Consider the following 24,438-nt stretch of genomic DNA (forward strand, 5'->3'; position numbering starts at 1 on the left):
CCTCGTCGCACTGCTCGACGCCGTGGCGCTGTCCGGCGACCGCGCAGTGGGCACCCTTCGGTTGCCCCGTTGACAGCCGGTTGGGCAACACGTGGGCGCCGGATAGACGACCCTGGCCTTCCATCAGCCCCGTTATGTTTTCTGCGGTTCCGCAATGGGGCCGCTGGCCTCCGGGCCCGGCATGACTGTTGCCCCCTGTCGAAGGTATGACCTGGGGGGTGGTGTCACCGGGTCCGGGGGTGTTCGTCGGAGACGCTGATCAGACATCCCATGGCGCAGGGATGTCAAGCGGAGGTGGCGAGGGTTGCGTGGTGTGACCACGCGGTGGCCTCGTCGTAGGGGGTGCGGGTCTTGAGACACCCGTGGAGGATGCCGACGAGCCGGTTGCCGAGCTGGCGCAGGGCGGGGTTGTAGCCGGCGTCGCGAGCGCGTTGCTTGTCGTAGTAGCGCCGGGCGCCGGGCGAGGTGTTGATGGCGGAGAACGCCTGCCGGTGGAGGGCGTCGGCGAGGCGGTCGTTGCGCGCGTGGCGGGCGTGGACGGCGTGGGTCCTGCCGGAGGCGCGGGTGATCGGGCTGGTGCCCGCGTAGTTCTTGCGGGCCTTGGCGGAGGTGTAGCGGGTGGGGTCGTCCCCGAACTCGGCCAGCACCCGGGCGCCGGTGATCGCGCCGATGCCGGGCATCGACAGGTAGATCTCAGCGTCCGGGTGCGCGAGAAAATGCGCGCTCACCTGCTCTTCCATCGCAGCTATCTGTTCGTTCAGCGCGATCAGCAGGTTGGCGTGTGCGGTCGCCGCCGCGGCGTAGGCGGCGACCGGTGCGGCGACACCGAGCTGCGGCTCGCGCAGGCCGGCCTGGATCGCGGCGGCCCTCTGGTCCCGGTTGCGGCGGCGGTGCCGGGCCAGGACGGCGGTGATCTGCTGCTTGGTCAGCTTCGCAGCCTGCTCGGGCGTCGGGGCCTTGAGCAGCAGTTCCAGTGCGTCGGTGCTGGTCAATTCCAGGGAGGCGTAGGCGGTCAGCGCGCCGGGGAAGTACTCGCGCAGCGTGTTGCGCAGGCGCTGGAAGGCGCGGGTGCGTTCCCAGATCAGGGTCTGGTGGGCGCGGGCGACGACCTTGATCGCCTGGGCCTGGTCGCTGTCTCCGGCGACCGGCCGCAGCTGGTCACCGTCGATGCGGACCATGTCCGCCAGCGCGTGGGCGTCTCCCTTGTCGCTCTTGGCCCCGGAGGTGCCGTACCGCTCCTTAAACCGCGCCGCCTGTCGGGGGTTGACCGCGTAGATGCGGTAGCCGGCTGCGATCAGCGCCTGCACCCAAGGCCCCCGATCGGTCTCGATCCCGACCATCACCTGGGCGGATTCCGGGTCTTCGCCACTGTGCCGGGCGACGAGGGTGTGAAGCTTCGCGATGCCCTCCACGCCTTCCGGTAGCCGCGCGGTGGCGAGCTTGCGGCCTGCCTCGTCTTGGATCTCGACATCGTGGTGGTCTTCGGCCCAGTCGTCGCCGATGAACAGCATCAGCACCCGCCCCCTCGCTCTCGTCCGATCATGACGTGCAGCCCGCGGAAGGCACGGCTCGCTCTCTAATGGATCAAGTGCTCACGCCCAACCACCGGGCGGGCACGCCATCCCATCAGCAGTCAGGCCTCCCGGCCGACCAACGGGGGCACGGTCTGACCACAGAACTCGCAATGGCTCGGAGGTACGGAGTGCTCACCCGCTGGCAGCTACGAACCGTAGTCTCCTACGGCCCGACGAGACCCATTAGAGGTCCGGCCACCGTCCGGTCCGGCGCAATGCTGGACAGTTCGCGGGCGGCAGGTCTGCATAACGTGGATGCGCGAGCACGACACCCGAGCCGAGGCCGGCACCGTCAACACCCCCTGGGAAGGGGCACGATGTTCGAGATCGAAGACGTGGGCGTGTTCCTGGGCCTGGACGTCGGCAAGAGCAGCCATCACGGTCATGGGCTCACCCCGGGCGGGAAGAAGGTCTTCGACAAGCAGCTGCCCAACAGCGAGCCCAAGCTGCGGGCCGTCTTCGACAAACTGACCGCGAAGTTCGGCACCGTGCTGGTGATCGTGGACCAGCCCGCCTCCATCGGCGCCCTGCCACTGACCGTCGCCCGCGACGCGGGCTGCCAGGTCGCCTACCTGCCCGGACTGGCGATGCGCCGGATCGCCGACCTCTACCCGGGCGAGGCCAAGACCGACGCCAAGGACGCCGCCGTCATCGCGGACGCCGCCCGGACGATGCCGCACACCCTGCGCTCGCTGGAGCTGACCGACCAGATCACCGCCGAGCTGACCGTGCTCGTCGGCTTCGACCAGGACCTGGCCGCCGAGGCCACCCGCACCTCCAACCGGATACGGGGCCTGCTCACCCAGTTCCACCCCAGCCTGGAACGCGTCCTGGGCCCGCGCCTGGACCACCAGGCCGTGACCTGGCTGCTGGAGCGCTACGGATCCCCAGCCGCCCTGCGCAAGGCCGGACGCCGCAGACTCGTCGAGCTGATCCGTCCAAAGGCCCCGCGCATGGCCACCAGGCTGATCGACGACGTCTTCAACGCGCTCGACGAGCAGACCGTCGTCGTTCCCGGGACCGGCACCCTCGACATCGTCATCCCCTCCCTGGCCGCCTCGCTGGCCGCTGTCCACACCCAGCGCCGGGCGATGGAAGCCCAGATCAACGCCCTGCTGGAGGCTCACCCTCTTTCCCCGGTCCTGACGTCGATGCCCGGCGTCGGCGTCAGGACCGCCGCCGTCCTGCTGGTCACCGTCGGCGACGGCACCAGCTTCCCCACCGCCGCCCACCTCGCCTCCTACGCCGGCCTCGCCCCCACCACGAAGCAGTCCGGGACCTCGATCCACATCGAACACGCACCCCGAGGCGGAAACCGGCAGCTCAAACGGGCGATGTTTCTCTCCGCCTTCGCCTGCATGAACGCCGACCCGGCCTCCCGCGCCTACTACGACAAGCAACGAGCACGCGGCAAAACCCACACCCAGGCCCTCCTCCGCCTCGCCCGCCAACGCATCAGCGTCCTGTTCGCCATGCTCCGCGACGGCACCTTCTACGAATCCCGGACACCGACGGACATCGAGCTCGCCGCTTAGCCTCAGCGAGCCCGAACCACCCGAAACCCGACACAGATGCCTTGACGAAAGACATAGAGGCACCCCCCAGGGAGCATATGTCGCATTTCTAACAGATCTCCTGACGGAAGGCATGTCATGAAGTTCGCAGTCATGGGCGGTACCGGGCTGATCGGGTCGCGGCCTCGCCGCTCATCGCGCTGCCCTCGGCGTCGGGGCGGCCCCGCGGACGGGCGCCGGGCCGGACGCCCGGCCCAGGCCCGCGGCTGGTCGGCGTACGCACGTCCTTCACCAGCCCATCTGCGCATAGGCACGGCCCTCGGCGATGCTGCTGATGGCTGTCCGGGTGTAGGAGACGAGACGGTCCGGAAGCTCGTGGGTCGGCCACCACTTCCAGGTCAGGCACTTGTCCGGCTCGCGGACCTCGGGGGTGCCCTCCCAGCGGCGTGCCCGGAAGACGAGTTGCATCAAGGGCAGGCTGCCCGGGGCGTCGACGACATGGACGACGTGCGCGAGCTCGACGTCAGCGGCGTCGATGACCAGCCCCGCCTCCTCCCACGCCTCGCGGACCAGGCACGCGAGGGCGGACTCCTGCTCGCACCGACCGGCGAGGTAGTGCCAGGTGTCGCCCGCGTACTTCACATCGGGGTGACGCAGGCCGAGCAGCACCCGGCCTTCGGCGTCTTCGATGTGGAGGTGGACCCCGACGCCGTTCAGCACCACCCGCTCGCCCCCGTCCCACACCGGAGGAGCCACGGCCCGGCCGTCGCCCGGAGGGTTCGCGGCGGCGTGCCGGTGAATCAGAGCACGGGTGGCGGGGCTCAGCCGCAGCCGGTCCAGATCATCGGGCGCGAACCAGCGCAGCAGCACACCCTCGTGCAGCGTGAGATGGTCGGGATTGCCGCGCCACCGGCCGGCGAAGACCCGGACGGGGACGCTGAGGCCGTCGATGCTGGTGGCGTCCTCCACGGCGTAGGGCGTGAGGTCCTCAAGGTGGAGGTCGGGCACCTCCTCGGACAGCTCCCGCAGCAGCGTGCCCTCAAGGCTCCGGTCCCCGTGCGTACGCCCGCCGCCGAGGAGTGCGAACGCCCCCGACTCCCAGATGACACCGGGCTTGTGGTCGCGCAAATGGAGCAGGTAACGGCCGGCCCCGTCGTGGATGAGCGCGGAGGCGTTCACCGGCTCCGGCCGGCCGTCCAGGCGTGCCTGGAGGAGCTTCGCGCGCAGGGTCGGCGAGGTGACCTCCGGCTGTGGGAGCCACTGGGCGCCGGACGCCCCCACGTCCTGCAACGCGATCGCCGGCGGCTCCTCGCCGGCGAGGTAGAAGACGTAGCGGACGTCGTGGTGGCGGTGGGCCGGTTCGCCCGTGGCGGGGTTGGCGTCGACATCGTGGACGCCGATGTCGATCGGAGAGCCGAGCAGCTGCCGGGTCAGGCACAGGGCGCCCGGCGCGATCCCGGCCTGCTCCGACACCTCGCGCAGCGCCGCGGCGAGCAGTGTCCGGTCCTCGGGCTCGATGCGGCCGCCCGGGGCGGAGATGAGGCCGCCGGTGGCCCGGAGCGGGGTGCGCAGCACCCGGCCCTGCCGGTCGATCACGACGGCGCTGCACGTGACGTGCCCGGGCAGCGTCGTCCGGGCGGTCGTGTCGACGGGCCGGTCCAGGGCGGCGAGCAGCCCGGCCAGGGCGTCGCGCTCGCCGGGGTGGCGGTAGAGGTAGTCCTCGACGGTCCTGCGGACTGCGGTGGGGCTGGGGGGCATGTGACTGATCTCGCCTTCGACGGAATGGGGCGGTACGGCCGGCCGGGCTGGAGGAAGTCGTGCTGGCGGATCAGCTCACCGTCTCGTGACCGGAGGGCTGGGTGCCGCGGGGCCTGGGAACCGGGTCGGGTACGGGCGCCTGCCCGTACTGGGCGGCCTGGGCGGCCTGGGCGGTGAACATCCCCTGGTACAGGCCGCCCGTGCGGGCCATCAGATCCTCGTGGGTGCCGTCCTCGACGACACAGCCTTGATCGAGGACGTGGATGTGGTCGGCGTGCATGGTCGCGGCGGTGGCGACCACGCCGAGAGCACTGTGGTCGCCACCGCCGCGACCGCGAGCACGACCCGGGACGGCAGCGCGTCGTGGAGCTTGTCCACGGTGGGACCGTCGGCGAACCACTGCGCCAGGACGCCGTTGACCGCGACCAGCCCCCCACGCTGCCGTGGCGCCCTGCCCGAGCTCGGCCGACACAACCCCCAACAGGGCGCGCCGGTCCGCCTTCCAGCCGGTGCGCAGCACCATGCCCACCATGTGCGGCAGCGCGGCCGCCATGCGCCCGAACTTCATCCGGGTCAGCGGCCCTTCGTGACGGACGTAGGACTGGTCGTAGCGCAGTCGGCCGCCGTACAGCTCCCGCTCGGCATCCGACATACTCTCCGTGTCTTCGACCCTCGGGCCGCTTCCGATCGTGTCGCTGCCCGGTTCGACCGGCGTCAACGTGTTCCCCCTTCGTGGGCATGGTGGCGTCCCCGTGTTCAACGACGCCGCGGGATTTCGAGCACCTGTTCCTTTCGGACGCGTTGCGCACCCTGTGATTCAGCGGTTTCCCGAAGGTGCGCAGTGCACCGACCCTTGCCGCGCAAGAACTGTCGGTCGGGGTGGATTGGCCGAAACGCCGACGTTCCGCCGCAGCGGCAGCACGCGGTCAGCAACAGCTCTCGCCTGATCCCTCGCTTGTGCGTTGTCGCCAGCCGACCCGTGCGCGGGGGGCCGGGGTGACCAGGGGCACCTGGCCCGTGAGGGGCATCGGTCTGTGTCCAGCCGTTCGTGGGACACTTCGCCGGGGATTCCAGGTCCTGTTGGAACCGATGGGTCGCGTAGCGACGGAGACGGCTCAGACCGCGGTCGATGGTGGCCGGGGTTTAAGCGAGGTTGATCCGCCGGAGCCGACTACCGGATGACAGCGCCTCCCGGGTGGCGGTGGTGCCGCCGTAGGCAGCAGTCGGCACGGTTGCCCGGCCGTTCCGCGGGGAGGCGGGCCCGAATCGCCTGGTTCCTCGGCCCGAACACCGGCTCCGAACCCCCCAGGGCTACGGAGCCGGCCCGGCTGGAGTCGGGCCCGTACCCGCCTTATCGAGTCGTCCGCACCCTCGGGGCCGGTTGCGCGCGGGGGACGGCGCCGGCTCATGCAGGGCTCCGACGATGGTGCGTAGGGGGCGGACACACACGGCGCATCCCGCCCTGACGAAGGCGCCCCGGGGACGGGAACAGCGACGGGGAGGAGGTCAGTACAGGCCTTCGGGGGCCGAACTGGTGGTCTGGAGGGGGCGGACGTTGGCGACGCCGTCGGAGGGCCAGTGTCCGCTGCGATGGCGGAGCGCCTGGTCGCGTTCCAGGATGTTGGGGAGGAAGAGGTCCTCGTGGAGGACGGTCAGCCGGACCTGGCCGACCGAGCCGGGCGCGACCGGGGCGGCGGGGTCGTCCTTGTCCACCACCGCCATGGTGACCTCCGGGTAGTTCGGGACGTAGCTGATGAGTTCGCCGTCCCGCTCGACGTCCAGGCAGGCCGCGTTGCCGAAGGTGTTGCCGTACGTCAGTCCGCAGATCCCGCCCTCCAGGGCGGCGGTGAAGGTCCGGTACATGTCGCCGCTGATCTGGGTGCCGCTCAGGCGTACGCCGTCGAGGGCGGCGACCAGTTCCGGCCGGCGCTGGCGGAGGGCCTGGAAGAGGGCGGGGGTGGTGTTGAGGTAGTGGACCCGGCCCTGCCGGAGCACGTCGGTGATCTGCTCCAGCAGGTGGGTGGTGTAGTCGCCGACCTCGGCCAGCCGTCCGGCCCGGATGAGGCGCTTGACCCACCGCGGGTCCATGTCCACGGCGTACACCTGGCCGGCGTGGAGTTCCGAGACCTCCCGGACGCCGTTGCCGATCAGGTGCGGTCCGGTGGGGGTGGCCTGGAGCCAGGCGCGGCCCGGCGCGAAGCCCTCCCGTACGAAGGACCAGCGGCGCCAGATCGCCCGGTGCAGCAGCATGTCCGAGGTGTAGAACACCCGGCAGGGGGTGCCGGTGGTGCCGCCGCTGTCCCAGACCCGCCCGGCGAGCGGCCGGGGCACGGCCAGCGGGACGAGGTCCGCCGGGTCCTCCTCGCGGAGGCGGTCGAGCGGGAACGGGCCGAAGGCCGTGAGCTCGTCGTAGCGGGTGATGTCGCGCGGGTCGAAGTCCAGCTTGGCGGCGCGGCCCAGCCAGTAGGGGCTGCCGGCCACCGGGTCGAAGTGCCGCCGGACCACGGTACGGGTCCACGCGTCGAGGTCGGTGTCCAGCCGGCGCGCGACGTAGGCGTCCGGGTCGACGGGGGTGCCGGGGTCGGCGCGGGTGGCGGCGGTCATGACAGCGCCGTGGCGCCGGTGAGGTCGATGCCGAGGTCGTAGGCGGTGGTCAGGGCCTGCTCGATGTGCTCCGGCCGCTCGATGTGCACCACCGGGAAGGGGAACGCGAGGATGCCTTCGGGGATCGACGGGCCCATCACGAGGCCGAGCTGTACACCGTGCTCCTTCATGCCGTCGTAGACGTCGACCAGGCTGATCGGATCCGTGGAGTTGCGCTGGAAGAGGTCCCGGACGTCGTCCGCGGAGCGCAGGACCTTGGGTTCCAGGCAGGACAGCAGGGGGATTTCGGGGTCCGTGAAGGGAATCGCATCGATGCGCGGGGCCATGAACTCGCGGTAGGGGCGGCGCAGCGGGGTGTGGACGGCGATGGTACGCCCCGGGAGCGGGACGACCGTGCCCGGGGGGACCTCGGCGGCGAGGGCGCCGAGGGCGTCGGCCCGGCCGGCGAGCATCATGATGCGCTGGGTGCCGTCGACGGTGGGGCCGAAGTCGCCCGCCAGGTAGACGCCGGGGACGTTCTCGCCGGGGTGGGCGGGGGCGCCTTCGGCGAGGGAGCCGAAGGCGATGGCTATGCCCTGCTGCGGGGCGTCGGCGGGCGGTTCGGGGGTGTCGCGTGAGCCCGCCAGCATCTCGAAGAGCTCGCGCCGTCCCAGCGATCCGGCGAGGCAACTGGCGGTCATCGCGCCGAGGCTGAGGCCGCCGATGGCCGCGGGGCGCAGGCCGAACGACGCGAGGACGTCATGGACGCCGATCGCGAGGGCGGCCTCGCGGACGGTGCCGACGCTCTGGCGCTCCTCCTGGGGGGTCGGCAGGTCCTCCTTCAGGATCTGTCCGACCGTGAGCCCCGTCCAGGCAGAGACCTGCTCGTACCAGCTTTGCACGACCGGGTAGGTCCGGTAGAGCTCCAGGCCGTGCGGTTCGGTCCCGACGCCGCCGCCGAACAGGTACCCCAAACTCATGACAGCTCCCGTGAATTGTGTGAAAGGAGGGAACAATGCCGCCCCACCGTAGTGCAGTCGGGCTTCCGCTGCCAGCAGCCTGCCGCAGAATCCGACCTTCGACAGGAAGATCGGACGGCCGTCTCGTGGCGCGATATCGATACGCTATTCCGGTCTGGGAAAATACGTCGGACGCATACCGCCGGAGGGCGCTTCCGGACCTTCGGAAGAGCATTTAGGAGGTTGACCCGGGGGCGGTCCGTCCGTACGCGCTTCCCTACGCCTCAAGAAATTCCGGGAGGACGCGGGGTGGCCAGGTGCCGACGCTCAGGACGCCGAGGGAGTGCGCCCGGGAGACCAGAGCGGCCCGGTTCACGACCTGGAAATGACGGAGCATCAAACCGATGCGGTATTCGACACCTTGTCGGCTCAGATAAAGCGATGCCGCGAGCCGGGCGGTCGAGGTGCCGATCGCGATGCCTTCGAGGATGCGGACGTCCAGGGCGGCCAGCCGTCCGATGCCCGCGCGGTCGGGAGACCCCCCGGCCGCCGGCCCCCGGTCCCGCAGTCCGGCGTCGTGCGCGTGCCCGGACCGCGCCGTCGGCCCGGACCGGGGCCGGGCGTCGCTTGCGGTGGACAACGGCGTCATCCTCGGCACCCCCTGCTCCTGCTGTTCCTGCTGTTCCTGCTGTCCTAGGCCTCAGGCGCGCGGCGTGGCGGCGAAGTGCTCGCGCAGCGTGCCGATCACGCCGTCCGGGCGGCTGCTCAGGTAGAAGTGGCCGCCGGGGAAGACCTTGAGGTCGAAGGCGGCCGTGGTACGGGCGCGCCAGGCGGCGGCTTCGGGCAGCGGCGTCCAGGGGTCCTGGTCCCCCGTCAGGGCGGTGACCGGGCAGGTGACGGCGGAGCCGTGGTCGGCCCGGTAGGCCTGCAGCGCCCGGTAGTCGCCGCGCAGCGCGGGCAGCACCATGCCCAGCAGCTCCTCGTCCTCCAGGAGGCGCGCGTCGGTGCCGCTCATGGCCTTGACCTCGGCGATGATGCCGTCGTCGTCGAGCGGGTGGGACGGTTCCGGGCCGTCGGCGGCAGGGCCAGGGCGGCCGGAGACGAAGAGGTGGTCGACGCGGCCGCCCGCCCGCTCGATGCGCCGGACCACCTCGAAGGCGACGAGCGCGCCCATGCTGTGCCCGAAGAGGGTGAGGGGGAGGTCGTCCCAGCGGGCCAGTGCCCGGGCCACCTCGTCGGCCATCAGGTGCAGGTCCTCGGCGGCACGCTCCCCCCGGCGGTCCTGCCGTCCGGGGTACTGCACGGCCAGCAGGTCGACCGTGTCGCGCAGTTCGGCGGAGACCGGGAAATAGAAACTCGCCGAGCCGCCGGCGTGCGGAAAGCAGACCAGCCGCCGGGTGGCCGTCGGCGAGGGATGGAAGCGGCGGCACCACAGGTCGCTGTCCAGAGAGAGGGAAGTCATGTAGGTCGTTCTTTCCTTTCGGCGAAATCCGCTCGGTGCCGGTGGGCGGAGTGTGGTGATCATGCGCAACGTCATCCGTACCGACCGGTAGGCGCTATTGAGGGCGCGGTGATCAGCCGGTCACGTGCCGCGCATATCCCACCCTGCCATGCCACTTGTAAAGTCAGCAAGGGCGCGTCGTGCAGACCGGCCAGTTCACAGGTCGCGTTCAGTTCCGGCTATTTCCGCGGTGAATGGCGGGATCGTTGCGGTGCGCGGCAGTCCTGTGGGATTTACTGGGCGCCCACTTCAGCAGCAACGGTCCGGCCGGGCCGCGCGCCGCGGATCCGGCCGAGGAGGCGAGGAACACCTCATGGCAAGGCTGTACGCCGTCAGCGACCTCCACGTGGCCCATCCGAAGAACAGGGCGATCGTCGAGGGAATGTTCCCCGTCGACGAGGAGGACTGGCTGCTGCTGGCCGGGGACGTGGGCGAGCTGGCCGCGGACGTGGAGTGGGTGCTGCGGCTGCTGGCCGACCGGTTCTCGACGGTGGTGTGGGTGCCGGGCAACCACGAACTGTGGACCCATCCGTCGGACCCGGTGCGGCTGCGCGGCGATTACCGGTACCGGTATCTGGTGGACCTGTGCCGGAGCCTGGGCATCCGTACGCCCGAGGACCCGTACCCGGTGTGGACCGGGCCGGGTGGGCCGGTGACGATCGCGCCGCTGTTCCTGCTGTACGACTACAGCTTCCTGCCGCCCGGGGTGGCGGACGCGGGGGCCGCGCTGGCATTGGCCGAGACGGCCGGGGTGGTGTGCAGCGACGAGTTCCTGCTGCACCCGGACCCGTACCCGACGCGGGCCGCCTGGTGCCGGGAGCGGGTCGCCGCCACCGAGGCGCGCCTGGCCGCCTGCGACCCCGCGCTGCCGACGCTGCTGGTGAACCACTTCCCGCTGATCAGGAAGCCCACGGAGGTGCTGCGGCACCAGGAGTTCGCGCTGTGGTGCGGGACCACGGCGAGCGCGGACTGGCCGGTGCGCTACCGGGCGTCGGCCGTGGTCTACGGGCACCTGCACATTCCGCGGACCATCCACGCGGATGGGGTCCGGCACCAGGAGGTGTCCCTCGGCTACCCGCGCGAGTGGCAGCACTGGGGCAAGCCGGACCCGCTGCTGCGCGAGGTCTTCCCCGCCGGGGAGCGGCCGTGACGGGTGGCCGCCGATGATCGAGGACCTGTTGTCGGCGTCGGTCGAGGTGGCGGAATCGCTGGGGGACCCTCCGGGGTCGGAGCTGTTCCCGGAGGAGGAACTGCTGGTGGCACACGTGGTGGAGCAGCGCCGGCGGGAGTTCACCACGGGCCGGCGGTGCGCCCGGCAGGCGCTGGCCCGACTGGGGCTGCCCCGGACGCCGCTGCTGGCCGGTCCGCGCGGGGAGCCGCTGTGGCCCGACGGGGTGGTCGGGGCGATCAGCCACTGCGACGGGTACCGGGCGGCCGCGGTGGCCCGCCGCAGCGACCTGCTGGCCCTCGGGATGGATGCGGAGCCGGACGGTCCGCTGCCGGACGGGGTGCTCGACGCCGTGACCGTCGCCGGGGAGCGGGCCGCGCTGGCGAACTGCCGGCGGGCGGCGCCGGGGGTGTGCTGGGACCGGGTGCTCTTCAGCGCCAAGGAGTCCGTGTACAAGGCATGGTTCCCGCTGACGGGGCGGCCGCTGGACTTCCTCGACGCGTTCGTGCGGCTGGACCCCGTACGGGGCGTGTTCTCCGCCGCGTTGACCGTGCCCGCCCACCGGGTCGCGGACGGCCCGTCGATCAGCGGTTTCACCGGGCGCTGGGCCGTGGTGGGCGGTCTGGTGCTGACCGCGGTGATGGTTCCCCACAGCGTCAACCCGGCCCGATGGCAACACATGAGGCTCTAGGGATGTGTCTAGACATGACGGGGCCGCGTTGACCCGCACCTGGTCACACAAGACGCTGAAGGCAGTCTTTCCCACCGGTCGTACGACACAGAGGAATCCCCCCTTGAACTTCCTGTTGCTGGGCCCGCTTTCCGTCCGGCTGAACGCACGTGAGGTGCACGTGTCGGCGCCGAGGCAGCGCGTGGTCATGGCAGCGCTCCTCCTCAACGCCAACCGGGTGATCTCGGTGGACCGGATCGCCGAGTACGTCTGGGACGGTGCTCCGCCGCCGAGCGCCGCCGCGACCGTCCGCACCTACGTGATGCGGCTGCGCCAGTCGCTCGGCGAGCACGCCTCCGCCCGGATCCTCACTCGGGCGCCCGGCTACCTCCTCGAACTCGGCGAGCACGAGAGCGATCTGGGCCAGTTCACGGCCCACCGCCGGCGCGCGGCCGAGTTGTCCGAGCGCGGGGACCTGGAAGGGGCTTCCGCCGAACTGGCCGCGGCGCTCGCCCTGTGGCGCGAGGAGCCGCTGGCCGACATCCCCTCCCGGACGCTGCGCGACGTCGAGGGGCGCTACCTGCAAGAGCTGCGCTTACAGACCATGGAGCTGCGCTTCGACGCGGAGCTGGCGCTGCTGCGGCACGCCGAGCTGATGCCCGAACTGGTGCGGATCGTCCGCAAACACCCCTTGCGCGAGGCCCTGGTAGGCAAGCTGATGCTGGCGCTGTTCCGTTCAGGACGGCAGTCGGAGGCCCTGGACCTCTACCGGCGCACCCGGGTACTGCTCGTCGAACAGCTCGGCGCCGAGCCGGGCGCCGATCTACGCGAGATCCAGCGGCACATCCTCTCCGTCCACGACCGCCCCCGTACGCCGGGCCCCGCGGAGCCGTCCGCGGCGGCGCCGGAGCCGGCCGCAGCACCGGGCTCGGACACCGCCTGGGAGCGGGCGGGCCGGCCCCGGCCGGCGCAGCTGCCCTCGGTGCCGCCGCTGCTGTCGGCGCACACGGGCGCGATGGCCCGGCTGGAGCACTTCCTCACCACCCGCGCGCAGCCCGCGGGCACGGTGGCGACCGCGGTGGTGACCGGCCGCGGCGGCGTCGGCAAGAGCGCACTGGCCCTGCACACCGCCCATGCCGTGCGCGAATCCTCGGTGGACGGCCAGCTGTACGCCGACCTCGGCGCGGGCACCCCGCCGCTGACCGCGCACGCGGTGCTGCCCCGGTTCCTCGCGGACCTCGGAGTCCCCCGGGACGAGATACCCGAGGATGCCTCCGAACGAGAGAGCCTGTACCGCTCGCTGACCTCGGGCCGCCGACTGTTGGTCGTCCTCGACAACGCGTCCTCGACCGCGCAGATACGGCCGCTGATACCGGGCAGCGGGGGGAGCAGGCTGCTGGTGACCAGCCGACGGCGGCTGGCCGACCTGGAGGGCGCGCACACCCTCGTCCTCCCCCCGCTGGACGAGGCCGGGTCGCTGGAGCTGCTGGGGAGCATCGTCGGACCGGCCAGGGTCGGCGCCGAACCGCGGGCGGCCCGTACGGTGCTGGCGGTGTGCGCGGGTCTGCCGCTGGCCATCCGGATCGCGGGGACCAGGCTGCTGGAGCGCCCGCACTGGAGCATCGGGCACTTCGCGCGGCGGCTGACGGAGGCGCCGCGGCTGCTGGACGAGCTGTGCGCGGGCGACCTCGGGGTCCGCCCCTGTCTCGACGCCGACCACGCCGGGCTCCGGCGGCCGGCGTCGGCCGGTGTCGATCCGGCCGAGGTGTTCATCGCGCTGGGGGCCGCCGGGGACTGCTCCGTGTCCGGCACCCGGGTCGCGGTGCTGTTCGGCTGCTCCGAGGCGCAGGCCGAGGAGGCCCTCGACGCGCTGGTCGAGGCAAATCTGCTGGGCGCCCCGCACGCGGGCCGCTACCGGCTTGACCCGCTGCTGAGGGCGTACGCCGGCGAGCACGCGCAGGCGGTGCACGACCGCCCGTTCATGCGCGCCGGGTGACCTTCCGGGCACGCACCGACCCGTGCGCAGCACCCCGCGCGCTGCACCCCGTACCCACCGCCCTGCCGGCACCGACCCGTACGCAGCACCCCGTACCCAGCACCCGCACGCACCGTCGCGGCCACGGACGTCCCGTCGGCCGCTCCCGTTCGAGAGGAACCCCTGCGCCATGGCCCACCAGACGGCTGCCACCCCCGACCTGCTCGCCTACGTCCGGGACGTCTCCCTCCGCGACGACGATCTGCTCAGGGAGCTGCGGGAGACCACCGCGGACCTGCCGGGCGGGACCGCGATGCAGGTGATGGCGGAGGAGGGCCAGCTGCTCGCCCTGCTGGTCGGGCTGACGGGGGCGCGGGCAGTGCTGGAGATCGGGACCTTCACCGGCTACAGCACCCTGTGCATGGCCCGCGCGCTCCCGGCCGACGGGGTGCTGGTGTCCTGCGACATCGAGGAGCGGTGGCCGTCCGTCGGCGCCGACTATTGGAAGCGGGACGGGGTCGACGGGCGGATCGACCTGCGGATCGGCGACGCGGCCGGGACCCTGGACGCCCTGCTGACGGAGCGCGGGCCGGAGAGCTTCGACCTGGTGTTCATCGACGCGGACAAGGCCAACTACGTCCGCTACTACGAGTCCTCGCTCGCGCTGGTCCGCACCGGCGGTCTGATCGTGGTCGACAACACCCTCTTCTTCGGCAGGGTCACCGACCCGGCCGCTGTGGATCCCGACACCGAGGGGGTCAGGGCGCTGAACCGGCTGCTGTGCCGGGATCCGCGGGTGGAGCTGTCGATGCTGGTGATGGCGGACGGGATCACGCTCGCCCGCAAGCGCTGAGGGCGGCGGGCCGGGGCCCGGGAGCGCGGTGGCCGCCGGGGCGGTCACCGCGCTCCCGGGCCTCCTTCCGGCTCGGTGAGGTCGGGTGCGTCCACGCTCATGACGGTGGACACCGTGCGGGGGCCGGGGGCCAGGTGCAGGCGCTGGAGACCCGGTTGGTCCGCCAGCGCCTCCAGGCCGGCGGCGCACGGGCACGGGTTCTCCTCGATGCCCTCGAAGCCGGCAAAGCGGTAGGCGATCTCCATCATCCGGTTGCGTTCGGTGGCCCGGAAGTCCGCCACCAGGTGGACGCCGGACCGGGCGGCGGCATCGGCCAGCCAGTTCAGCAGGGTCGCGCCGGCGCCGTAGGCGACGACCCGGCAGGAGGTCGCGAGCAGTTTGAGGTGCCACAGTCCCGGGTGCCGCTCCAGCAGCAGCACGCCAACCGCGCCGTGCGGCCCGAACCGGTCGGTGAGGGTGACCACCAGGACCTCGTGCCGGGGGTCGCTGATCAGACCGCGCAGCACCGCGTCCGGATAGTGCACCCCGGTCGCGTTCATCTGGCTGGTGCGCAGGGTGAGTTCCTCGACCCGGGACAGCTCTTCGCCGGTGCCCCGGCCGATGCGCATCCGCAGGTCCAGGGAGCGCAGGAACTCTTCGTCGGGTCCGGGGGCGGCCGCCCGCTCGGCCTCGCGGCGGAAGCCCGCCTGGTACATCTGGCGGCGCCGCCGGGAGTCGACGGTGCTGGTCGCGGGGGTGAACTCGGCCAGGTCGGGCAGGGCGAGGACCTGTTCGGCCGGGTAGCACCGTACGTCGGGCAGGTGAAAGGCGACCTCGGCGCGTTCGGCGGGCCGGTCGTCGACGAACGCGATGGTGGTGTGCGCGAAGTTCAGCCGGTCGGCGATCCGGCGCACCGAATCGGACTTGGCGCCCCAGCCGATCTCCGGCAGGACGAAGTACTCGGCCAGGCCGAAGGCTTCCAGCCTGGCCCAGGCGTGCTCGTGGTCGTTACGGCTCGCGACGGACTGGAGGATGCCGCGGGAGTCGAGTTCGATCACCACCTTGCGCACTTCCTCCGGCAGGTGCACCTCGCCGTCCTCCAGCAGGGTTCCCTGCCAGAGGGTGTCGTCCAGGTCCCAGACCAGGCACTTGACCGTCGCTGCCATGTCGGCCTTCCTCGGCTCGTCGTCCGCGGGCCCGGTCACGGGGTCACCGCGGCGGAGAGGGCGTGCTGGGCCAGCATCAGCCGGCACATCTCGTTGCTGCCCTCGATGATCTCCATCAGCTTGGCGTCCCGGTACGCCCGGGCCACCGCGTGCCCGTCCCGGGACCCGGCCGAGGCCAGTACCTGGACGGCCGTCGCCGCGCCCCGGGCGGCCTGGGTCGCGCTGACGTGTTTGGCGAGTACGGTCGCGACCACCTGGTCGGGCGACCCCTCGTCCCAGCAGCGGCTGGCGTGCTCGCAGGCCAGGGTGGCCGTCTGCGCGGCCGTGTAGAGGTCGGCGAGGTGCCCGGCGACGAGCTGGTGCTCGCCGAGCGGTTTCCCGAACTGCTCGCGTCCGGCGGCGTGTGCGGCTGCCGCGGCCAGACAGGCACGCAGGATGCCCACGCAGCCCCAGGCGACGGACATCCGCCCGTAGGCCAGTGCGGTCGTCACCAGCAGGGCGGGCGGCAGGCCGTATCCACCCAGGACGCTGTCGGCCGGCAGCCGCACCCCGTCGAGGTGGACGTCGGCGTGTCCGGCCGCGCGGCAGCCGAGCGGGTCGGCGATCCGCTCGATCCGGACGCCGGGTGCGTCGGCGGGCACGACGACGGCCGCCGCGCCGTCCTCGTAGCGGCCGACGATGACCAACAGGTCGGCGTAGTGGGCGGCGGTCACCCACTTCTTGTGGCCGTCCAGAACGACCGAGTCGCCGTCGCGGCGCACGGTCGTCCGCATCGCCGCAAGGTCGCTGCCGGCAGCGGGCTCGCTGAAGCCGACCGCCGCCAGCCCGCCCCCGGTGAGCCGGGGGAGGTGGGCGGCGGCCTGCTCGGCGGTACCCAGGCGCTGGATGGTCCACGCGGCCATGCCCTGGGAGGTCATCACACTGCGCAGGGAGCTGCACAGCGCGCCCACGTGGGCGGTGTAGGCGCCGCTGCGCAGGCTGCTCAGCCCCCAGCCGCCGTACTGCTCGGGGACTTCGGCGCACAGCCGGCCCTCGGCGCCCAGTTCGCGCAGCAGGTCGAGGGGGATCAGGCCGGTGCGGTCCCACTCCCCCGCCCGGTCGCCGACCCGCAGGGTGACGGAGGTGCGGGCGGCGTTCAGGTCCTCACCCATGCAGGCCTCCGGTGGCGGGCACGCGCAGCCGGTCCACCAGCTCCGCCATCCGCCGTACGGTGCGGAAGTTGTCGAGCCGCAGGTCCGCACCGCGGACGGCTATCGCGTACGTCTTCTCCAAGTGCACGACCACCTGCATGGCGAACAGGGAGGACAGGCCGCCGGCTCCGAACAGGTCGGTGTCGGCGTCCCAGGGGGTTCCGGTGTGTCCTTCGAGGAAGCCCAGGAGCTCCTTCTCCAGGTCGTTGATGTTGGGGGTGTCGTGGGTGTCGGGCGTGTTGTCCGTGGTCATGGCTGTCTCCTCGGTGCGGTGGGGTCAGGTGTAGTCGTAGAAGCCGCGTCCGGACTTGCGGCCGAGCCGGCCTTCGCGGACGAGCCGGAGCAGCAGCTCGCAGGGGCGGCAGCCGTCGTCGCCGGTCCGTTCGTGCAGCACCCTGAGGGAGTCGACGAGGTTGTCGATGCCGATCAGGTCCGCGGTGCGCAGCGGTCCGGTGGGGTGGCCCAGGCAGCCCTGCATCAGGGCATCTACGTCCTCGGCGGTCGCCGTGCCCTCCTGTACGACGCGGGCCGCGTCGTTGATCATCGGGTGCAGGATCCGGCTGGTCACGAATCCCGGCGCGTCCCGGACCACCACGGCCCGCCGCCGCAGCGCCCCGAGCAGCGACCGTACGGCGGCCATCGCGGGATCGCCGGTGCGGGCGCCGCGGACCACTTCGGCGGTCCCGATCAGGTAGGGCGGGTTCATGAAGTGGGTGCCGACCAGTTCCTCCGGCCGCTCCACGGCCCCGGCGAGTTCATCGACGGGGATGGAGGAGGTGTTGGTGACCAGCAGGGTGCCGGGCCGGACCAGGGCGGAGACCTCGGACAGTACGGCGGCCTTGGTGGCCGCGCTCTCGGTGACGGCCTCGATGACGGCGGTGGCCGTGGCCGCGGCCTTCGGCGAGGTGTCGGTGACCAGGGTGCCGAGGGGAGTGCCGGCCGGCAGCGCGCCCATCAGCTCGGCCAACCGGAGTTCGGAGTCGATCCGGTCCCCGGCCCGGTCGAGCCGGTCCCGGTCCACGTCGACCAGGTGGACCGGCAAGCCGTGCCCGAGGGCGAGGACGGTGATGCCGACGCCCATCACTCCGGCCCCCAGCACGGTGAGGGCGTGCGGTATCGGCGGCTCTTCGTACGGATCGGTGGTCACGGGCGCTCCTTCTTCCTGCTTCTCTTCGCGTGCGGGGGTCGTCGCCTTCACAGGTGACCGGGTGTGCGGAGGGTGGTGCCGAGCCAGTCGGCGACGGCGTCGCCGGTGGTCGCGACGTGCTGCTCCATGATCGAGAAGTGGTCCCCGGGTACGTCGACGACGGTGTCGGCGGTGGCCCAGGACGAGCGCCAGTCGCCCGCCTCGGCGGACGGGCGGCCGAGCGGCGCGGAGGCGCGCACCAGCAGCACCGGGGCGCGGACCGCCGGGGGCTTCCAGTCGTCGAGCAGCCGGAAGTAGCCGCCCATCGCGGTGAGCCGGGTGCCGTCCATCGGGGCCGCGCGGTCCTCGCGGGCGAACATCCCGCCCAGCAGAACGTCGTTGAACTGGGTGATGCCCTGGTTGTCGGACAGGTAGGTGTCCAGCAGGACGACGGCGGCCGGGCCCGCGCCGCGGCGCTCCAGTTCGGCGGCGACCCCGTGGGCGAGGGTGCCGCCCGAGGAGGAGCCGGCCAGGACCAGCGTCCGTCCGGGCAGTTCGCGCAGGAGCGTCGCCGCCTGGAACTCCACGAGGGCGGACATGTCGGCGGGCAGCTCCTCCTCAGGGGTGAACCCGGGGGCGTCCAGGGCGGTGACGGCGTACCGGTCCCGGAAGCGGGCGGCGAAGCGGGCGTACTGGTGTGCGCCGCCGAGGGCGACGATCGAGCCGAAGCAGACGATCACGGGGGCGTCGGCGCGCTCGTTGAGCCGCAGGATCCGCGGGCCCGTGCCGGCTGCCGCGAGGTCGTCGCCGCTGTGGAACGCGGGGCGCAGCGCGGAGGCGTTCTTGAGCAGTGCGATGCCCTCGTCGATCCGGCCGAGCGCGCAGGCCTGCCGGAACAGCACGCTTGCGGGGTCGGCGTCTTCGGTGTGACCCGTGTCTTCGGTGTGGTCGGTGTCAGGAGCTGCGGGTCCGGGGCTGGCGGTGCCCTCGGTGGCGGCGGTGGCGAGGCGGGCGGCGAGCTCGGCGGGGGTGCCGCTGTCGAAGACCGCCGAGGGGCGCAGCCGCAGGCCGGTGACGGCGGCCAGCCGGTTGCGGAGCTCGACCGCGGTCAGCGAGTCGAAGCCGACCGAGAGGAACGGCACCGTCGCGGACAGCGCTCCGGCATCGGCGTGGCCGAGGACTTCGGCGGCCTGGGCCAGGACGAGTTCGCTCAGGATCAGCTCCCGCTCCTGCGCGTCGGCGGCAGTGTCGAGCCGGTGCCGCAGGGCCGCGGCGGCCGTTCCCGGCATCCCCTTCGCTCCGGCCGCCGCGCCCGGACGGCGCCGGACCAGCGGGCGGAGCATCGGGTGCACCGGGCCGTCGCCGCGCACGGTGAGGTCGAGGTGGGCCAGGACCACGGGGCTGCCGTCTCCCGGGTCGGAGGCGTCCGCGGCGCACACGGCGTCCAGCAGGGCCATGGCCTCCTCGTCGGAGAGGCCGCGGGCGCCACGCCGGTCGATGCGGCGCCGTTCGGCGCCGTCGAGTTCCGCCGTCATCCCGCTCTGCCGCTCCCAGGGCCCCCAGGCCAGGGACAGGCCGGGCAGCCCGAGCCGTCGGCGTTCCGCGGCGAGGGCGTCGAGCGCGGCGTTCGCGGCCGAGTAGGACGCCTGGCCCGGGCTGCCCAGTACACCCGCGGCGGAGGAGAACACGACGAACGCCGAGAGGTCCGCGCCGCGCGTCAGCCGGTCGAGGTGCCGGGCCGCGTCGAGCTTGGGGCGCAGTACCGCGGCCATCCGCTCCCCCGTCAGCCCCTCCAGCAGGCCGTCGTCGAGCACTCCGGCGGTGTGGACGACGGCGCAGAGGGGATGGCGTGCGGGGATGTCCGCCAGGGCGGCGGCCAGTTCCTCGCGGTCGGACACGTCGCACCGGGTGGCGGTCAGTTCGGCGCCGGCCGCGGCCAGTTCCGCCGTCAGCTCCGGTATGCCGGGGGCGTCGGCGCCGCGGCGGCTCAGCACCCGGAGGTGGCGCACCCCGTGAGCGGCGACGAGGTGGCGCGCCAGGACGGCCGCGAGGGCGCCGCCGCCGCTCAGCAGCACCGTCCCCTCGGACGAGCCGAACGCCCGGGATCCGGACGGGGCTTCGGGGGCCGAGGCCACGGGGGCGATGGCCGCGAGGGCGGACGGCCGGATCAGCCGGGGCGCGTACAGGACACCATCGCGCAGGGCCGCCTGCGGTTCGCCCGCGGCGAGGAGGCCGGACAGCGCGTCGGCGAGACCGGCCGCATCCGGCCCTTCGGTGTCCAGCAGCACGAACCGGTCGGGGTGTTCGAGCTGGGCGGCCCTGAGCAGGCCCCAGACGGCCGCCGCGCCGAGGTCCGCGGACTGCGGCCGCGTGCCGAGCGGGCCGGTCGCGCCCCGGGTGAGCACCACCAAGGGCGTACGGGCGGTGGTGTCGTCGGCCAGGTGGGCCTGGAGACGGTCGAGGACCTGGGACGCCACCGCGTGGACCGCCGTGGGGTCCGGGCCCGGGGCGTCCGCGCCGGGGCTGTCCGGGGTCCCGCTGCCGGCGGATGGGGGGCAGATCAGCAGCAGCGCGTCGGGGGTCACGGGCGGGGGCTCGACGGGGAAGCCGTCCGGCAGCAGCCGCTCGTCCCGCGGGCCGAGGAGGCCCCAGCGGGTGACCGGGCGCGGGCCGCTCGCGGCGGTGACCGGCGTCCAGCCGACGTGGAAGACGGAACCCGAGGACGCGCGCAGCGCGGCGGCGGACGCCGTGCGCAGGGTGAGCGAACCGACCGTCGCCACGGTGCGCCCGGAGGGGTCGGTGATCCGCGCGGTGACAGCGTCGGGGCCGTCGGAGCGCAGGTGGACGCGCAGGACGGGCGCGTCGGAGGTGTCGATCGCGACGCGCTGCCAGGAGAAGGGCAGCGGGACGCCGTCGGCGTTCTCGACGGTCGCGGCGCCTTCGCGCAGGCCGGTCGTCTGGAGGGCCGCGTCCAGGAGGGCCGGGTGCACGCCGAAGCCGGCGGGTCCGGTGCCGGGGAGCTCTTCGGGCAGGGCCACTTCGGCGTGGATGCCGTCGGCGGCGCGCCAGGCGGCGTTCAGGCCACGGAACGCCGGGCCGTAGGCGACGCCCCGGACTTCGAGCAGCTCGTACAGTGCCTCCACGTCCAGGGGGACCGCGCCGGGCGGGGGCCACGCGCCCGGCGTGTCGGCTTGGTCGGCTTGGTCGCCCGAGGGGTCCCAGGGACCGAGGGTGCCGGTCGCGTGCCGGGTCCAGGGCTGGTCGGCGGCGGTCTCGGGCCGGGAGTGGAACTCCACCGGACGCCGGCCGGTGCCGTCGTCGGCACCGACCCGTACGCGCAGCTGGACGGCGTGGTCGTCGGCGGCGTCGCCGGGCAGCACCAGCGGTGCGGCCAGGGTCAGTTCCTCCACGAGGGCGCAGCCGAGGCTGCGGCCCGCGTGCGCGGCCAGTTCCACGAGGGCTGCACCGGGCACGATCACGGATCCGGCGACGGCGTGGTCGGCGAGCCAGGGGTGGACGGCCAGGGAGAGCCGGCCGGTGAAGAGGGTGCCCGCTTCCTCGGGCAGTTCGACGGCGGCGCCGAGCAGCGGGTGGTCCGCCGCGGCCTGTCCGGTGGCCGCCGGGTCGCGGTCGGCGGGCAGGGAGTCGAGCCAGTAGCGGCTGCGTTGGAAGGCGTAGGTGGGCAGGTCGACCCGTCGGGCGCCGGTGCCCTCGAACAGGGCCTGCCAGTCGACCCGCAGGCCCCGGACGTGGGCCTCGGCGAGGGCGAGCTGCAGCCGGCGGGGCCCTCCGGCCCCGCGCCGCAGCGTGCCGAGCACCACCGTCTCGGGGGCGCCGGCGTCGGCGGCCGTGTCCTCGATCCCGTACATCAGGGCGGGCTGGGGGCTGGACTCGATGAAGACGCGGTGTCCGGCCGCGAGGAGCGCGCGGGTCGCCCGCTCGAACTCGACGGTCTGCCGGAGGTTGCGGTACCAGTACTCGGCATCCAGGGCCTTCGTGTCGAGCAGGCCGCCGGTCACGCTGGAGTAGTACGGCACAGCGCCGGAGCGGGGGGTGATGTCCTCCAGATCGGCGAGCAACTGCTCGTGGATCTCCTCCACGTGCGAAGAGTGCGAGGCGTAATCGACCTCGATCAGGCGCGCCCACACTCCCTCCTCCACGAACTCCGCCACCAGTTCCGCGACCGCGTCCGCGTCACCCGACACCACCGTGGAGGAAGGTCCGTTGACCGCGGCCACCGACAGACGACCAGTCCACCCGGCAAGACGTTCCCGCACCGCGTCCACCGGCAGCGGCACCGACGCCATCCCACCCCGACCCGCCAACACCCCCACCGCACGCGAACGCAACGCCACCACCCGAGCCCCATCCTCCAGGCTCAAACCACCCGCCACACACGCAGCCGCGATCTCACCCTGCGAATGACCCACCACCGCATCCGGAACAACACCGAACGACCGCCACACCTCCGCCAACGACACCATCACAGCCCACAACACCGGCTGCACCACATCAACCCGCCCCAGCAACTCCCCCGACCCCAACGCCTCCACCAACGACCAATCCACAAACGGCGACAAAGCCCGCTCACACTCCGCCATCCGCCCCGCAAACACCACCGACCCAGCCAACAACTCCGCAGCCATCCCCACCCACTGCGAACCCTGACCCGGAAACACCAACACCGTGCGGCCCGGGACCGGTCCGCTGCCGGTCGTCACATCGGCCGACGCCGCACCCCGCGACAGCGCGGCGATCCCGGCCAGCAACTCGCCCCGGTCCGCCCCCACCACCACGGCACGCTCCGCGAAGCGCGAACGCCCGGCCGTCAGCGAGTGGCCGATGTCCGCCGCGCTCAGCCCCGGCTCCGCCACCACCCGCTCGTGCAGGGCCGCCGCCTGGTCGCGCAGCGCCCCGGGCGTACGCGCCGAGAGGACCCAGGGGACGGCGGCGGGTGCCGGTACCGGCTCGCCGGGCTCGTCAACCGGCGTGCCGGTGGCGTCTGTCGAGCCGGCCGGGGCAGATGGGGCCTCTTCGAGGATGAGGTGGGCATTGGTCCCGCTGGCGCCGAAGGAGGACACGCCCGCCCGGCGCGGCCGTCCCGTCTCGGGCCAGGGGGTGGCCTCGGTGAGCAGCGCGACGGCGCCCTCGGTCCAGTCAACGCGGGGCGAGGGGCGGTCCACGTGCAGGGTGCGCGGCATCGTGCCGTGCCGCATCGCGAGCACCGACTTGATCACCCCGCCGACGCCCGCGGCGGCCTGGGTGTGGGACAGGTTGGACTTCAGCGACCCCAGCCACAGCGGCCGGCCGGCGGGCCGGCCCTGCCCGTAGGTGGCCAGCAGAGCCTGCGCCTCGATGGGGTCGCCGAGGGTGGTGCCGGTGCCGTGCGCCTCCACCATGTCCACCTCGTCCGGGGCGAGTCCGGCATGGGCGAGCGCCCCGCTGATGACGCGCTGTTGCGCGGGACCGTTCGGTGCGGTCAGCCCGTTGCTCGCGCCGTCCTGATTGACGGCCGAGCCGCGGATGACTGCCAGTACGGGGTGCCCGGCGCGCCGGGCGTCCGAGAGCCGTTCCAGCAGGAGCAGGCCCAGGCCCTCGCCGAAGCCGGCGCCGTCCGCCGTGGCCGAGAAGGACTTGCTGCGCCCGTCGGGTGCCAGGCCGCGCTGGCGGCTGAATCCGACGTACAGGCCTGGGGTGGACATCACGGTCACGCCGCCGGCCAGGGCGAGGGTGGTGTCGCCGGAGCGCAGCCCCTGGCAGGCGAGGTGGACGGCGACCAGGGACGATGAGCAGGCGGTGTCGAGGGTGATCGCCGGGCCTTCCAGGCCCAGGGCGTAGGCGATCCGGCCGGAGGCCACGCTGGGGATGGTGCCGGTGCCGAGGAAGCCTTCGAGTTCGTCGGGCACCCGGCCGAGCCGGGACGCGTAGTCGCTGTTGATGACTCCGGTGTAGACGCCGGTGCGGCTGCCGCGCAGGGTCAGCGGGTCGATGCCGGCGCGTTCCACGGCTTCCCAGGAGGCTTCGAGGAGCAGCCGCTGCTGCGGGTCCATGGCCAGGGCCTCGCGCGGGGAGATGCCGAAGAAGCCGGGGTCGAAGGCGGTCGCGTCGTGGAGGAAGCCGCCCTCGCGGACGTAGAAGGTGCCGGGGGCGTCGGGGTCGGCGTCGAAGCCTCCCTCGACGTCCCAGCCGCGGTCGTCGGGGAACGGCGAGACCGCGTCGCGTTCCTTGAGCAGCAGCTCCCACAGGTCTTCCGGGGTACGTACGCCGCCGGGGTAGCGGCAGCTCATGGCCACGATGGCGATGGGTTCGGCGGAGTCGTCGCGGAGCCGCCGGTTCTCCTGCCGCAGGCGCTGGTTGTCCAGCAGCGAGGCGCGCAGGGCGGCGACCACCTGGTCCGTGTCGGTGGGCATGGCGTTCGGCTT

17 protein-coding genes are annotated in these 24,438 nt (G+C 72.8%); 5 read left to right on the top strand and 12 right to left on the bottom strand.

Translation table 11 applies throughout. The features are described from left to right. Positions 1-284: 284 nt before the first annotated feature. Positions 285-1,511 (bottom strand): IS110 family RNA-guided transposase, encoded by a 1,227-nt coding sequence (locus AW27_RS00225; RefSeq protein ID WP_304949951.1) that lies wholly within the window; start codon positions 1,509-1,511, stop codon positions 285-287. A gap of 380 nt (positions 1,512-1,891) precedes the next feature. On the opposite strand from AW27_RS00225, the gene AW27_RS00230 reads away from it, so the two are divergent. Beyond that, positions 1,892-3,109 carry an IS110 family RNA-guided transposase gene (locus AW27_RS00230; RefSeq protein WP_304949817.1) on the top strand — a complete coding sequence of 406 codons (1,218 nt, stop codon included), beginning with the start codon at positions 1,892-1,894 and terminating at the stop codon, positions 3,107-3,109. Between the two features lie 267 nt (positions 3,110-3,376). On the opposite strand, the gene AW27_RS00235 is transcribed toward AW27_RS00230, so the two are convergent. The 6 genes from AW27_RS00235 to AW27_RS00260 form a co-directional block, all read right to left on the bottom strand. Further along, positions 3,377-4,846 carry an NUDIX domain-containing protein gene (locus AW27_RS00235; RefSeq protein WP_037917657.1) on the bottom strand — a complete coding sequence of 490 codons (1,470 nt, stop codon included), beginning with the start codon at positions 4,844-4,846 and terminating at the stop codon, positions 3,377-3,379. 70 nt (positions 4,847-4,916) lie between these two features. Continuing rightward, positions 4,917-5,498 (bottom strand): hypothetical protein, encoded by a 582-nt coding sequence (locus AW27_RS00240; RefSeq protein ID WP_201773396.1) that lies wholly within the window; start codon positions 5,496-5,498, stop codon positions 4,917-4,919. Positions 5,499-6,352: 854 nt separating this feature from the next. After that, positions 6,353-7,450, bottom strand: a complete 1,098-nt coding sequence (locus tag AW27_RS00245; protein ID WP_037917654.1) for an arylcarboxylate reductase — start codon at positions 7,448-7,450, stop codon at positions 6,353-6,355. Continuing rightward, positions 7,447-8,409 carry an ACP S-malonyltransferase gene (locus AW27_RS00250; RefSeq protein WP_037917651.1) on the bottom strand — a complete coding sequence of 321 codons (963 nt, stop codon included), beginning with the start codon at positions 8,407-8,409 and terminating at the stop codon, positions 7,447-7,449. The genes AW27_RS00245 and AW27_RS00250 overlap by 4 nt, the downstream gene beginning before the upstream one ends. A 256-nt stretch (positions 8,410-8,665) precedes the next feature. Next, positions 8,666-9,037, bottom strand: coding sequence for a LuxR family transcriptional regulator (locus AW27_RS34330; RefSeq protein WP_037918629.1), 372 nt, complete (start codon positions 9,035-9,037; stop codon positions 8,666-8,668). A 51-nt stretch (positions 9,038-9,088) separates the two neighbouring features. Then, positions 9,089-9,850: a thioesterase II family protein gene (locus AW27_RS00260; protein ID WP_037917648.1), complete on the bottom strand. Its 762-nt coding sequence runs from the start codon at positions 9,848-9,850 to the stop codon at positions 9,089-9,091. 352 nt (positions 9,851-10,202) lie between these two features. Between AW27_RS00260 and AW27_RS00265 the strand changes: the two genes are divergently transcribed. The 4 genes from AW27_RS00265 (at position 10,203) to AW27_RS00280 (ending at position 14,555) form a co-directional block, all read left to right on the top strand. Next, complete coding sequence (locus AW27_RS00265) at positions 10,203-11,039, top strand: metallophosphoesterase family protein (protein WP_037917643.1); 837 nt, start codon at positions 10,203-10,205, stop codon at positions 11,037-11,039. 13 nt (positions 11,040-11,052) lie between these two features. Next, positions 11,053-11,748, top strand: coding sequence for a 4'-phosphopantetheinyl transferase family protein (locus AW27_RS00270; RefSeq protein ID WP_052030189.1), 696 nt, complete (start codon positions 11,053-11,055; stop codon positions 11,746-11,748). Positions 11,749-11,851: 103 nt separating this feature from the next. Then, complete coding sequence (locus AW27_RS00275) at positions 11,852-13,723, top strand: AfsR/SARP family transcriptional regulator (protein ID WP_037917640.1); 1,872 nt, start codon at positions 11,852-11,854, stop codon at positions 13,721-13,723. Between the two features lie 169 nt (positions 13,724-13,892). Further along, positions 13,893-14,555: an O-methyltransferase gene (locus AW27_RS00280; protein WP_037917638.1), complete on the top strand. Its 663-nt coding sequence runs from the start codon at positions 13,893-13,895 to the stop codon at positions 14,553-14,555. Positions 14,556-14,599: 44 nt separating this feature from the next. Here AW27_RS00280 and AW27_RS00285 read toward each other — a convergent pair whose 3' ends face one another. Genes AW27_RS00285 through AW27_RS00305 form a run of 5 tightly spaced genes read right to left on the bottom strand, consistent with a single transcriptional unit; the run spans position 14,600 to position 24,426 of the window. After that, positions 14,600-15,700 carry an HAD-IIIC family phosphatase gene (locus AW27_RS00285; RefSeq protein ID WP_037918626.1) on the bottom strand — a complete coding sequence of 367 codons (1,101 nt, stop codon included), beginning with the start codon at positions 15,698-15,700 and terminating at the stop codon, positions 14,600-14,602. A 35-nt stretch (positions 15,701-15,735) separates the two neighbouring features. Beyond that, positions 15,736-16,851: an acyl-CoA dehydrogenase family protein gene (locus AW27_RS00290; RefSeq protein WP_037917636.1), complete on the bottom strand. Its 1,116-nt coding sequence runs from the start codon at positions 16,849-16,851 to the stop codon at positions 15,736-15,738. Then, complete coding sequence (locus tag AW27_RS00295) at positions 16,844-17,143, bottom strand: acyl carrier protein (RefSeq protein ID WP_037917631.1); 300 nt, start codon at positions 17,141-17,143, stop codon at positions 16,844-16,846. The genes AW27_RS00290 and AW27_RS00295 overlap by 8 nt, the downstream gene beginning before the upstream one ends. Positions 17,144-17,167: 24 nt before the next feature. Continuing rightward, the gene (locus AW27_RS00300; RefSeq protein WP_037917628.1) at positions 17,168-18,037 is read right to left on the bottom strand and encodes a 3-hydroxyacyl-CoA dehydrogenase family protein; all 870 of its coding nucleotides are present in this window, start codon (positions 18,035-18,037) and stop codon (positions 17,168-17,170) included. A 47-nt stretch (positions 18,038-18,084) separates the two neighbouring features. Then, positions 18,085-24,426 carry a type I polyketide synthase gene (locus AW27_RS00305; RefSeq protein ID WP_037917625.1) on the bottom strand — a complete coding sequence of 2,114 codons (6,342 nt, stop codon included), beginning with the start codon at positions 24,424-24,426 and terminating at the stop codon, positions 18,085-18,087. Between the last annotated feature and the right edge of the window lie 12 nt (positions 24,427-24,438).

It is taken from the genome of Streptomyces sp. PCS3-D2, from assembly GCF_000612545.2.
In the GTDB taxonomy this organism is placed as follows: domain Bacteria; phylum Actinomycetota; class Actinomycetes; order Streptomycetales; family Streptomycetaceae; genus Streptomyces.